This is a genomic window from Spirulina sp. CS-785/01 (assembly GCF_028330525.1).
Taxonomy (GTDB): Bacteria; Cyanobacteriota; Cyanobacteriia; order Cyanobacteriales; family Spirulinaceae; genus JAQMSD01.
In genome coordinates this window covers 1-12,879 of the sequence record NZ_JAQMSD010000248.1, presented here as the reverse complement: position 1 = coordinate 12,879, position 12,879 = coordinate 1, and the positions used below count along the sequence as shown (strand labels likewise).

The following is a 12,879-nucleotide window of genomic DNA, read 5'->3' as shown; positions in this document are numbered from 1 at the left end:
GAAATACGGGAAAAGGAAGATTGATTCGGAAATCAATAAAAATATTTACTTAGTGAAATAAATCTGTGTTTTTTTGTAAAATGGGGATGACAAATGATTGTTTGGACGTTAAAATTGCGTGCATTTACGTAACACGGAAGATGACAAAATGTTAAAACTTGGTAATCTTTTGAAATAAATTAGTAATTTCTGGGGGTTTATAGGTAAAGTCGAGATAGAATTGTTGCTTTTCAGGGAAATGTTGGGTTACTTTGCCATAAAAATCTGTGCTAACTTCTGGGTATCCTTCTTTATCAAAAGTTAACAGGTTTAATTTAAGATTACTCATGAGACTGGGTAATTCTAGGTTGGGTCCTTCGATGGGTTGTATGTACGCTCCCCGTAAACAAAGTTGCACTAATTGGCCTTTAAAAAATAAATCTCCTAATTGTTTCCCTTCTACAAAAACGTAGAGGACAAAATAGGAATCTAAGACCGGAAAACAGGGGTTTTGCGGTTGAGGGAGTGTGAGATGGTAGGGCGACCCAATGCCCATAATTTGATAAATGGAAATTTCTTGTAATACGCCTTTGGGATGTATCTTTTTTTCTTGGACAATGGTTAATTTGTCCCGTCCTATGGCCTTGAGGGTGGAGTCTGAGATTAAAATTTGTGTGCCTGTGGTGTAGGTTTCGATGCGAAAGGTGAGGTTCACTTCACTGCCGACGGCACTATATTCGGTGTAGAGGTCGGACCCTACATTCCCCACCACACAGTCCCCGGTATTAATGCCAATGCCCATTTCTAGGGTGGGTAAGTGGTTTTGTTCCATTTCTTGGTTCACTGACTCCATGGCCAACTGCATGGCAATGGCACAGGCCACAGCCCGTTCTGCATCATCGGGGCGGACGCTGGGCGCACCAAATAAGGCCAAAATACCATCCCCCATTAACTCATTGACTGTTCCTCCATGAGCCACAATGACTTCTAACATGGGTTTTAAGTAGAGGTTGAGAATGGTTACGACTTGTTCGGGGGGGAAGCGTTCCGAGAGGGCGGTAAACCCCCGTAAGTCGGAGGTGAGGATGGTAATTTTTTGGCGTTTGCCCCCCAGTTTGAGGGCTTCTGGGTTGGCGAGGAGTTGGGCGATGATCTCGTTGCTGAGGTAGCGACCGAAGGTTTTACGGATTTTTCCGGCATTGTAGGCGAGATAACTAATATTAACGGCGGTTGCCCCTAGAAAGGCGAGTAAGGGGGGGATAACGGGCAACCACCAGCCTTGTAGGATGGCTAAGTAGGTGCTGCTGGCGAGGAAACCGAGGGCGAGGAGGGCGACGAGAAACCGACGTAGGGGGGTATGCCATTCTCGTCTTTGCAGGGGGTGGGTATAGTTGGCGATGCCGTAGCGATATTTCCAGCTTAGGGTTGCCCCAAGACCAGCCCAGAGTCCCGTCCAGAGCCATTCGAGGGGGTCTGGCCAACTGCGGAGGGGGGGACGGTTATCGAGGACGGTACTGAGAATTTGACTGGCTAAATGGGCTTGTAGTTCAACGCCAGACATGGGTTGAGGGTAGGTTAAGATGCCGCCACTGTAGGGGGTTAAAAAGAGGTCGTTGAAACTTTCGCTGACGGCCCCGATGAGGATGATGCGATCGCGCCCCCAATCCGACGGCACTCGTTGCTTTAAAATATCGCTCAGGGGGACAATCTCAAAAGAAGGTCTCCCCTCTCCTCTCACCCCCCGATAATTGAGTAAAATTTGGTCGCCTCCTGCCGCAGCCCCCACATACCCCCCCGTATTACTGCGAAATGGGGGAAACAAGTCCGAGTCTAACCGTAAGTCGTCCTCTGGCGTTTGTTCAACGGCCTCCTCAAACTTCCCCTCCCCTTGCAGGTACAACAAAGCTAAATGTACCCCAAAACTGGGCATCTGGTCTCCGTGAGGGGTAGGAACAAAGGCAAACCCTCGCCGAACTCGGCCATCCGCTTCCACAATGACATCATTGGCCCCCACTTGTCCTTTTTTTTCCAAGAGAGGAGGGGCGGCCACTGCCTCCGTGTCTGGGTTGCCGAGAACTTTGGCGATGCCAATAAGATTATCAGTTTCTGCAAATACTTCCTGAAGTTCAGCATGGCCTGGTTGGACGGGAACATCCCGATAAATGTCCAACCCAATGGCGCGGGGCTGCATTTGGCGGAGTTCTTGAATGAGATTAGCATAAACCCGGTCCGGGAGAATGGGCGTATTTTGGTCTTGCACATCCCCCTCCGTAATGCCCACAATGGCAATACGGTCATCAGGGGGGAGAGGTGGACGCAAACGCAAATATAGGTCAAAAAAGGCTAATTCCCAGGGTTGTAACGCCCCAAAACTGCGTAATCCCAACACCAAAAGCATCACAAGGGGAGTGACAATGCCCACTGGCCCCCATCGGTTTAACCCCGTTTTCAACTCCAGCCCCCCAACTGTTCTAATTAATCCTTGGTGCATCACGATAAGCCCCCAATTCAGCCGCCTCTAGGAACTCCTGCCAGATATCCGGTTGACGGTTTCGCAGTTGTAGCAACAGTTCTAAGGTTTGTTGCCAGATGCCTGCTTGTCCATAGTATTCGGCTTGTTGTAAGGGTTCGTTGCTCGGAGGGGGGGCAATTTCAGTATAAGTCATCCAGCCCATGACTGCTTCATCTAATTCCCGATTTTCCGGGTCACAATGGATAAAAAAGCCCCATTTATAGATAGTATCAGGGTCTAAGGTGACATCTTCGGGGAATGGGATTTGCAAAATTCCCGCTTCGTTACTGAGGGTGAATTCAGTTTCATAAATAATAGTTTCGGTTTCATCTAAAACCCAAAAAGTGGCTTGTTGGTTTTCGATGGTGGGTAAGTAGAGGTAAAGACTGGGATGGGGGGAAGCGGTTGTTTGGAGATTACTAGATGGAGTGAGGGGGAAGACTTCCCCTCGGATGCTCTCTGACCCACATTTCCCCGGTCTTGTTCCTGCTCCCCGTGTGGGGGGGATTTTTTCTTCTTCTTCGTTATTCTGGAGTTGAGTTTGGTCTTGGAATAGGGAGGCGAGAGAGTTGGCGGGGGTTGCGGGGGTTGAGAGGGGAGAGAGTCCTAAGCAGAGGACAGCGAGTAGTCCTCCGAGGGGGAGAGGGTGGGGAAATTGCGGCATGGTTGCTTATTCCTGGTGAAGTCTTGGCTTGATTTTGACCTGGACAGGGGAGGGTTGGCAAGATCAGTTACTCGGCCCAACTGCGCAGTTGGAAAAATATGAAAAGGGTGGCAATACTTAACAATACCATTGCGGCGGCGGCGGCATAGCCGAAGTCAAAGAGGGCGAAGGCTTGTTCATAAATGTAATAGACTAAAATATTGGTGGAATTCAGTGGCCCGCCTCCGGTGATGACATAAACTTGCTCAAAACTGCGCAGGGTGAAAATAGCGGTGGTGACGGTGGCAAAAATGAGGGTGGGCCGGAGGCCGGGTAGGGTGATATGCCAGAATTTACCCCAAGTTTCCGCCCCGTCTAATGCTGCGGCCTCGTAGAGGGATTGGGGGATGGTTTGCAGTCCGGCTAAAAAGACGACTAAATTAAAGCCGAGTTGCTTCCAACTACTGAGTAAGATTAACACGGGCATGGCCCAAGTGGGACTCCCTAACCAGGGGATAGCTTCTAGGCCAAAAATGCCTAAAATTTGATTAATCGGCCCTTCGGTTTGAAATAACCAACGAAACCCTAACCCCACGGCCACTAGGGAGGTTACGGAGGGGATAAAATAGGCGGTGCGGAGGAGTCCTCGCAAGGGGAGAGAGGTGTTTAACCCGACGGCCAACCCCAAGGGGATGATGACACTGGGGAGGACGGTGGCGACGGTAAAATAGACGGTGTTGCCTAAGACTTTCCAAAAACTGGGGTCGGTGAAAAGGCGTACATAGTTTCGCAGTCCTACCCATTGTAGGCCGGATTGGGTGAAACTCCCGGTGGTGAAGCTGAGTCCGAGGAGATAGAGGAGGGGGAAAAAGAGGAATAGGGTGAGTAATAGGAAGGCGGGGGCTAAAAAAAGTTTGGCGGCATTTTCATCTTGTTCGAGCCAAGATGTAGGATCGAATTTTGACATGATCTGTATTTATTGGGACGCTTAACGAGTCATGACTGCTTATTCGGCCAATTCTACCCCGTCTTTTATTTCGCCTTCTGTAACCGTAGAGGATTTATACTTGGATTCTCCGTTACGGTTGGGGGTTTTAGCGTCGGGGAGTGGGAGTAATTTCGAGGCGATCGCACAGGCAATCCAATCGGGACAACTCAATGCAACGATTCCGGTCTTAATCTATAATAAGCCCAAGGCGAAGGTAACGGAACGGGCTAAACGTTTCGATGTTCCGGCCATTCTCCACAACCATCGGGCGTATCAGACGCGAGAAGCGTTAGATGAACAAATTGTGGACACCTTGAAGTCTTACAGGGTGGACTGGGTAATTATGGCGGGTTGGATGCGTATTGTTACTCCGGTTTTATTAAATGCGTTTCCCCATCGGGTTCTTAATATTCATCCTAGCCTATTGCCCAGTTTTCCAGGCATTCACGGGATCGAACAAGCCTTAAATGCGGGGGTGAAGGTAACGGGGTGTACGGTGCATCTTGCTCAGGAAAAAGTGGATAGTGGGCCGATTATTATGCAGGCCGCAGTCCCTATTTTGCCTGATGATACCCCCGACAGTTTACACCAGCGTGTGCAGGTACAGGAACATCAGATTTTCCCCCAAGCGATCGCTTTGGCTGCGAAAGGGTTTTGGTAAAATAAAATGTGCCTTTATATGCTTTGGGTTCAAACCCAAGGCGAATAGCTGAAACCCGTTCAAACAGGTTCATAGATGGCTCAGATTTTCCTCCAAGCCTTGGGTTCAAACCCAAGGCTAATAGCTGAAACCCGTTCAAACGGGTTCATAGATGACTCAGATTTTCCTCCATATTTCCAGTTCTGCTATGAACCCTATTCCCTGTTTCCTGTTCCCTTAATGAACACTTGTTCAGCAAGCCCTAATATAAAAGCTGAATGCTTTTTTCTGCTAGGGGTATGACTAGACCCCACATAACCTGCTACCGTAGGAATGATGTTTTGCGTTGTCTTACGCTTTTGTGGAGCGTCTCCGAAAGAAAAATTGCGCTATGACTCAACCCCTTGCCGATTATTTTATCCTCAACCGTCGCTATGCCCGTTCTGTGAACTTAGAACGGGATATTGAGCAACCTTCGGCGGTTCAAGGGTATATTTTTACAGAACGCTCCCTAGAAGCCCTCCGCCGCATTTTAAACGGGTTTCAGGGGGAGGGGAGTCCCGCTTGGACGTTAACCAGTGTCTATGGGACGGGAAAATCAGCGTTTGCTCATTATGTGGCGGCCTTGACGGCCCCCCTAGAAAGTGAGGTGCGACAAACGGCGTTAAACATTGCTGAGAAGACCCTAGAAGGCGGTTCAGACTATCAGAGTTTAGTGAAGGATATCCCCCCCCAAGGTTTGGTGCAAGCGGTGGCAACGGGCGCGAGAGAGCCAATTGGGGCGACGATTTTACGGGGGATACAGCAGGGGGTGGAACGGTTTTGGCGATACCAAGGGAAACAACCGCCCAAAAAAATAACTCAGGTCTTACAGGAGGTGAGTCCTGAGCATTCCCAAGGGATTATAGCAGCGATTCAGACCCTTGCAGAAGTCTCCCAAACGGGGGTTTTTCTCATTGTAGATGAGTTGGGGAAGAATTTAGAATATGCGGCCTATCAGGGGGGGACTGCTGATCTCTATCTCTTACAACAGTTAGCAGAACTGGCTCAAGATGGTCAAATTTCCCTGTATGTACTGGGGATATTACACCAAGCCTTTGGGGATTATAGCCAACATTTGGCCTCGGTGCAGCGTAATGAGTGGGCGAAGATTCAAGGCCGTTTTGAAGATATCCCTTTTACGGAGTCGGCCCCCCAGATGATGCGCTTGATTGCCCAGGCGATTCAACCCCAAGATACCACAAAATTTAGTCGGGCTTTGCATCAATACGCGGAAGACTGGGTGGACTGTTTACGGGAGACGTTACTGGGGGAGGAGGTGACGAAGGAGTTAATTATGGGGGTTTATCCTTTGCACCCTCTAACCGCGTTGGTGTTGCCTACATTATGCCATCGCTATGCCCAGAACGATCGCTCTCTGTTTACTTTTCTCACCAGTGCTGAACCGTTTTCGTTGCAACGATTTTTAAAGGATGTGCCGTTTGATATCCATGCTTTCCCGACGTTAAAATTAGACCGTCTTTATGATTATTTTCTCGCGGCAACGGGGATGGGGTTGGCCTATCGGCCCCATTTGCAACGATGGGTAGAAATTCAGGATTTAATTGCCGATGCGCAGTATTTGGATGAGGAGAGGTTACGGGTTTTAAAAGCGATCGCAATTTTAAATCTTGTCACCACCACGGGAGTAGCTAAAGCAACTCGTCGTTTAGTTACGTTAGCATTAACAGATAATGGGGCGACAGTCAGAGAAGATGAGTTTCACCCGGCCATTCAAGAATTATTGGACCAGGGGGTGATTCATTATCGTCGGCAAATTGACGAGTTACGCTTATGGCAGGGATCGGATTTTAATGTTGATCTAGAGTTGGCGAAGTATTTAGAAGGGATACAAACCCCGTTAGCGCAATTACTCAGCGAGTTTCGTCCCCTGAAACCTGTGGTGGCCCAACGACATAGTTACAAAACGGGAACGTTGCGTTATTTTGAACGCTTGTATTTAGAACAAGATCAAGATTTATCGCAACTGTCTTGTGCAGAGATGGAGAGTGATGGGATGATTGGTTATTGGTTAGAGGACAATATTCCCTCGGATATTCCCGCACATACCGCAGACGGGAAACCCTTTTTATTATTACCGTTAACCTATTTAAACCCGTTACGGTTGCAAGCACGGGAATATGTGGCCTTACGACAAATGCAACAGGAGGCCGCGGAGTTACAGACGGATGGGGTGGCCCGCAAGGAGGTGCGGTATCGGGTAGGAGAAGCGGAACAACGGTTAATGCAGACGTTAGAACAGGCATTAACGGGGGCGTTGGCCTATAATGATTGTTGGGTTGAGGGGAAACCGGAACGGTTGGGACAGATTCAGGATTTTAAGGTTAAGTTGTCTCAAGTGTGCGATACTGTTTATTGTAAAACGCCGATTCTTTGGAATGAGTTGATTAATCGACGCAGTTTGACGACGCAAGGATCAAAGGCCAGACGGAAGTTGTTAACTGCGATGTTGGAGAAGGGAGATCAAGAGAGGTTAGGGTTAACGGGATATGGGCCGGAGGTGAGTCTGTATAAGTCGTTGTTGGAAGCAACGGGTATTCATCGCTATGAGGACGGCCAATGGGGGTTTTATCCTGCGCTTAAATCCTCTCAACGCAAGGATAGTCCTAATACAGATATTGGCGCAGTTTGGGATAAGATTGAGGATTTTTGTTGGGAGGCCCGGGAGAAACCCCGTTCTATCGGTCAATTATACGATGATTTGGCACAACCGCCCTATGGGGTGAAGGGGGGGATGATTCCGGTGTTGTTGGCGGCTTATTTGCTGCATAATAGTGATAATGTGGGGGTGTATCAGGAGGGGACTTTTATTCCGGTGTTGGGGCCGGAACATTTTGAATTGTTGGTGAAAGCTCCGGCTCGGTTTGCGGTAAAATTCTTTGCGATAGAAGGATTGCGATCGCAGGTTTTCCGAGAGTTAGAAACTATCCTCAGTCAGTCGAAAGGGAAAAAAGGCAGTAAAGTCCGCAATAGTACCCTGTTAACGGTGGTTAAACCCCTGTATCGGTTTATCAAACAACTTCCCCCCTATACCCGCAAAACTCAACGACTGAGTAAAGAAGCGTTGGCAGTCTTACACGCTTTACAGCATACCGTAGAACCCGATGAGTTACTGTTCACGAAACTCCCCCAAGCGTGCAATTTACCCCCCATTGGCACAGAAAAGGGGGATAATAGTCAAATTGCGGCCACATTACGAAATAAGCTCATTGCTGCGTTAAAAGAGATTAATGGGGCTTATGATGCCCTGTTGCAGGAGTGCAAGACGCTGCTTTATACTGCCTTTGGGGTACGGAGTGAGGAGACTCAACTGCGGGAAGATTTACGCAACCGTGCTAACCCGTTAATTGATAAATGTGTGGAGTCGATGTTAAATCGGTTTACCCGTGCTGCCATTGATGATAGCAAGTCAGACCGGGTTTGGTTGGAGTCTCTGTTAATGATTGTTGCTGATAAACCGCCAGAATCCTGGTCTGATCAAGATTTTACAGTATTTGAGAGTAATTTAGCTGATCTGGCTCGTCGTTTCCACAACTTAGAAGCATTGCAAGAGGAGGCCGTATCCCCCAGTGAGGGAGTGGAAGTGCGTCGCTTTACCATGACGGGTACAGATGGCCAGGAAATACACCGGATGATCTGGGTGGAGGAGGAACAGCGCGATCGCGTGGCCGATTTGGTACAATCTGTCTTACAAAACCCCATTTTAAAAGATAACCCCCAACGACAACAGGCGTTTTTAGCCCAGTTGAGTGAGGCCATTTTGGATGATGGATAATTAGTCATTGATGATTAAAAAGATTGACTGATGCAAAATTTACAGAATATTCAAAACACCTTACGGCAATATTTTCCGCAAATACAAGAGCAATATAAAGTCAGTCAAATGGGCATTTTTGGCTCTTTTGTGCGGGGAGAACAAACCGAAGACAGTGATATTGATTTATTAGTGGAGTTTGAACCAACTGCTCGGTTTGGGTTATTAACCTTTTGTCAATTGGAAAATGAGCTTAGTGAACTCCTGAAACATAAAGTTGATTTGGTGATGAAAGAAGGACTAAAACCGCGAATTGGGGAACGCATTTTACAAGAGGTGATTTATTTATGACTTCCCGCCAATTGGAAGATTATTTGCAAGATATATTAGACGCTATTATCGCCGCACAGCAATTCGTTGCGGATATGAGTTTTGAGGAATTTATCAGCGATCAAAAAACTATCTTTGCCGTAACCCGTGCCATTGAAATTGTCGGAGAAGCAACCAAAAATATTCCTCCCTCAATACGTAATATTTATCCTCAAGTTCAGTGGAAAAGTATTGCAGGAATGCGAGATAAAATGATTCATCAATATTTTGGCGTAAACTTGCGGGTTCTCTGGGATACTGTACATCAAGACCTTCCAACTCTAGAACCAATTATTGCTAAAATTCTCAAGGATTTATCTAATTTTCAGTAATAATTTTTCAGTAACAAATTTTCAGTAACAATCAAATATTATATAGCACTTTTCAAGCTGGTAAGGTACACCAGAATTTTCTGTATTTCCTGTTTCCTATTCCCTAGCCTCATATGACATCCGGTTAATCGTTATAAGTTCGTAGTAAGCCCTTTAGAGCTTACATTAAATTTAATACTTATTCAGCAAACCTTAATTAATAATTTTACTTTAAAAGTGCCTCAATTTGTTTAACCGCATCAACGAGAACCTCTGCCGCTTTTTCGATATCTGCCTCTGTGGTAAACTTGCCTACACTGAGGCGTAATGACCCTTCTATCAGGGAGTCAGGGAGGCCAATAGCCCGTAGGACGTGGGAGGGGGTTTCTACCCCAGAAGAACAAGCTGCCCCCGTAGAGAGGGCTAACTGGTGACGAATACGGGCGATAATGGCACTATTGGGGATATCGGGAAGGGAAATGTGCAAATTGCCCGCTAACCTTGCGGTTTGATCTCCGTTGACGACTAGATGGGGAAGGTTTGCTTGCAGTGTCTTTTGGAGGGAGTCCCGTTTTCTGGCAATGTCGGCCTCATCGGAGGTCATTTCCTGTTGACGTAAACGGCAGGCTTCCCCAAATGCCGCAATTCCCGGCACATTCAGCGTTCCTGAACGGAGTCCCCTTTGGTGGCCTCCTCCGAAGAAAAGGGGGGATAAATGATAGTCTTTTCGCACTGCTAACGCGCCAATTCCTTTGGGGCCGTATAATTTATGGGCGGAGAGGGCTAAATAAGTTATTCCCCAGTCTTCAAAGTTGAGGGGAATTTTGCCTACTGCTTGTGTCCCATCACATAACCAGGGGACTTGGTATTGTTGGGCTAATTGGCCGATGGTTGCGAGGGGGTAAATTGTGCCAATTTCGTTGTTTGCGGCCATGAGGCAGAGTAACCCGACTCCCTGTTTTAAGACGGTTTCGAGGTGGTCTAAGTCCAGTTGGCCTTGGGAATTGACGTTTAAGAAGACTAACTCGACTTTACCTTGTTGTTCTAAGGCTTTGCAAGTATCCAAAACGGCCCGATGTTCGAGGGGAGAAAGGGCAATGCGGGGGGTTTGTTGTCGGGAGGGACTCCCTTGGATGGCTAAGTTAATGCTTTCGGTGGCCCCGGAGGTGAAGGTGAGGGTTTTGGGGGAGGTTTGGATTAATGTTGCGATCGCGCGTTTCGCGTCTTTCACGGCCTTATCTGCTTCATCCCCATAGCTATGATCTACACTACTGGCATTCCCAAAAGCCGTCGTCAGATAATATAACATTTTATCCGCCACCCTCGGATCAACGGGGGTTGTTGCTTGGTAGTCTAGATAAATGGGTTTAGTCATTTTGGTTGGTTGTTTGTTCTTTGTTGTTGGTTGTTTGTTGTTTATCAACTTACAAAAATATCCCGTCCATAAGACCGAAACTCATCATCTAAATAATACAACGAATTGCGAATCCCTTGCCGTAACTGTCGCGCAGGTTCGAGACAGTCTCGCTGATAGTCCATGGGAGTTAAATTAAGATCAGGATAGAATAACTTGAGAAACCCCGACGCAGACTTTAAAATAGCATTTTGATCCCGTACTGTTGCCTTCTCAAAATGGGTGTGTTGGTTAGCATAGGTAAAATAACGGTTATCATACCGTAACCCCAATAATGCCTCCCCAAAAAAGTCCATTTTTAACCCCACTTGAGAGGCTACCATATCCCGTTGAAACTTGGGGATTTCCCATCCCGGAATAATGCCAAAAATGCGGTCTAAAAAGGCCGTTTCTTTGAAAAAGTCGGGTAAGTCCGCAATTAAGTTATTGGGGTTACGGGGTTTTAAGTCTTCCGTGAGTTCAATATTCGCCAACATTACCAAAGAACAATCACTGGAAATGTCTGCAAACCCAGACCGATTATACCGTCCATTGGCTAAATAAGTTTTTAATGTGCCAATCACTTCATCGGGGTTATCAAACGTGAGACTCTGCACTTCATCTAATACTAAAACATCATGACGACCGAGTAACCCCACCTCCTTATTTTTGCCGTTAATAAATAATTGGGCAGGAGTCACTTTTCCCCCACTCACTACACTCACTTTACTACTAATATTTTCAAAGACAAAACTTTTCCCAGTCCCTTTGGGTGCAAGTTCCATCAGGTGATAGTTGGGTTCAACGAGGGGCAAAAGTCGCGCTAATATCCACGTTTTTGCGGTGGGGGTATAATGGGGATGGTCGGGGTTATATCCCATGGAACAAAAGAGCAAGTCTTTCCACTCTTGAACGGTGTTAAATTGACTGCGAAATTTGGCATAGGCATCGGGATCAATGATAGAACATTGAAAGGGGTCAAAGTCGAGAATTTCTATTTTTCCATCGGGCTGCATGGCAAGGGTTACTTTCCCCCAAATGCCTTGCCGTAAGAGCATTTTATGTTGTTCGATGAGGTCTGTAGAAATTATACAGTCTTCAAAGTCTAAAGCGGGAATTTTAGCGATAGGTTCGGGGATTTTTTCAGCTTTTTTATCAAGTGTAACGCGAGCTTTCATGAGGGTGATTAGCTTTTTAATATCCCCTTGGGTGAGATCAAAGGTAATTTCATTGCGGTCGTCTTTCCGAGGGAAGGCTTTTTTAATAAAACCATTGACTTTTTCTTGTTCTTGTGCTGTTAGTTTCCCTTCTCCGGGGACAATTTTATCGAGTAACCATTCGGCTACGAAACTAGGGACTCCAACGGTGGTGAGGCCACTGGAGGGTAAGCGGGTTTTGTCGATGCTTAATGAACCAAAAATGTCTCGGATTTTTTGGTTATTATACTGATTTTTGGTTACTTGATAGTGCATATTTTTGGAGGTTTGTTAAGGTTTACGGTTGGGAAAAAATAAAGGGGAGAAGGACTTTTACAGGAATTCGTCAATACTCTCGATTCCACTGACAAAAACAGGTTTGTCGGGTTCGGTATTGGATTCGGTATCGGGTTCGGTATTGGGTTCGGTGTCGGGTTCGGTGTCGGGTTCGGGTTCAATGACTCCAGATGTTATCAACTCACTAAGATTCCAGACGCGCAACCATTCTTCTGTCCACTGACAAAGGTGTTGTCCTTTGACCCAATAATGGCCGTCGGTTAAGAAAAATTGGCGCATCCAGTCTGCCTCGTTGGTAATGGCGATACATTGGTTAGGAATGGGGTGGTTTCCGGTGGGGTCGAGGCTGACTTGTTTGCTTGGTTTTGGTGTTATGACGGGTAGAACCGGAGGGGGAGTTTTGGCTGTATAGGGATTGGGGGGTTTTTCTTTGACTTTAGTCGGAGTGATCGGTTTTGGGGGTTGAGAGAGACGCTTGAGGGTGTCTAAGAGGTCTTTTGCACTGCTGAAACGGTTTTTTTGTTTGGGGGCAATGAGTTTGAGGAGGAATTGTTCTAACTCCTGAGTGATGGGTAAGTCTGGGTTGCGTTGGGAGGGGAGAGGGGGAGTTTTGCCGATAGGGGGGGAGGGTTCGTCAAAGGGATAATGACCGGTGAGGCATTCGTAAAGGGTGAGGCCGAGGGCATAGAGATCGCGGTCGATTTTTTTCAGACGGGGGGGGGGGGGGGGTTATTGTT

Annotated in this window: 10 protein-coding genes; 4 read left to right on the top strand and 6 right to left on the bottom strand. The window is 47.1% G+C overall.

What is annotated here, in order from left to right:
• Positions 1 to 151: 151 nt before the first annotated feature.
• From PN462_RS16170 to PN462_RS16160, 3 genes are all read right to left on the bottom strand, one after another.
• Positions 152 to 2,470, bottom strand: a complete 2,319-nt coding sequence (locus tag PN462_RS16170) for a CHASE2 domain-containing protein (protein ID WP_272129849.1) — start codon at positions 2,468 to 2,470, stop codon at positions 152 to 154.
• Positions 2,451 to 3,155, bottom strand: a complete 705-nt coding sequence (locus PN462_RS16165) for a DUF928 domain-containing protein (protein ID WP_272129848.1) — start codon at positions 3,153 to 3,155, stop codon at positions 2,451 to 2,453. The genes PN462_RS16170 and PN462_RS16165 overlap by 20 nt, the downstream gene beginning before the upstream one ends.
• Before the next feature lie 67 nt (positions 3,156 to 3,222).
• On the bottom strand, positions 3,223 to 4,101 hold the full coding sequence (locus tag PN462_RS16160) for a carbohydrate ABC transporter permease (protein ID WP_272129847.1): 879 nt from the start codon (positions 4,099 to 4,101) through the stop codon (positions 3,223 to 3,225).
• A gap of 31 nt (positions 4,102 to 4,132) precedes the next feature.
• On the opposite strand from PN462_RS16160, the gene purN reads away from it, so the two are divergent.
• From purN to PN462_RS16140, 4 genes are all read left to right on the top strand, one after another.
• Positions 4,133 to 4,783, top strand: coding sequence for a phosphoribosylglycinamide formyltransferase (gene purN, locus PN462_RS16155; protein ID WP_272129846.1), 651 nt, complete (start codon positions 4,133 to 4,135; stop codon positions 4,781 to 4,783).
• Between the two features lie 370 nt (positions 4,784 to 5,153).
• Positions 5,154 to 8,597, top strand: coding sequence for a hypothetical protein (locus PN462_RS16150; protein ID WP_272129845.1), 3,444 nt, complete (start codon positions 5,154 to 5,156; stop codon positions 8,595 to 8,597).
• Positions 8,598 to 8,627: 30 nt separating this feature from the next.
• A complete protein-coding gene (locus PN462_RS16145; RefSeq protein WP_272129844.1) occupies positions 8,628 to 8,927 on the top strand; it encodes a nucleotidyltransferase family protein in 300 nt (99 codons plus the stop codon).
• Positions 8,924 to 9,277: a HepT-like ribonuclease domain-containing protein gene (locus PN462_RS16140; protein WP_272129843.1), complete on the top strand. Its 354-nt coding sequence runs from the start codon at positions 8,924 to 8,926 to the stop codon at positions 9,275 to 9,277. The genes PN462_RS16145 and PN462_RS16140 overlap by 4 nt, the downstream gene beginning before the upstream one ends.
• 205 nt (positions 9,278 to 9,482) lie before the next feature.
• Here the strand turns inward: PN462_RS16140 and PN462_RS16135 are convergent, their stop codons facing one another.
• The 3 genes from PN462_RS16135 to PN462_RS16125 are packed head-to-tail and all read right to left on the bottom strand — an operon-like array spanning position 9,483 to position 12,421.
• A complete protein-coding gene (locus tag PN462_RS16135) occupies positions 9,483 to 10,631 on the bottom strand; it encodes a cysteine desulfurase family protein (RefSeq protein ID WP_272129842.1) in 1,149 nt (382 codons plus the stop codon).
• Positions 10,632 to 10,675: 44 nt separating this feature from the next.
• Positions 10,676 to 12,121 (bottom strand): BREX system Lon protease-like protein BrxL, encoded by a 1,446-nt coding sequence (gene brxL / locus PN462_RS16130; protein ID WP_272129841.1) that lies wholly within the window; start codon positions 12,119 to 12,121, stop codon positions 10,676 to 10,678.
• 57 nt (positions 12,122 to 12,178) lie between these two features.
• A complete protein-coding gene (locus tag PN462_RS16125) occupies positions 12,179 to 12,421 on the bottom strand; it encodes a hypothetical protein (RefSeq protein WP_272129840.1) in 243 nt (80 codons plus the stop codon).
• Between the last annotated feature and the right edge of the window lie 458 nt (positions 12,422 to 12,879).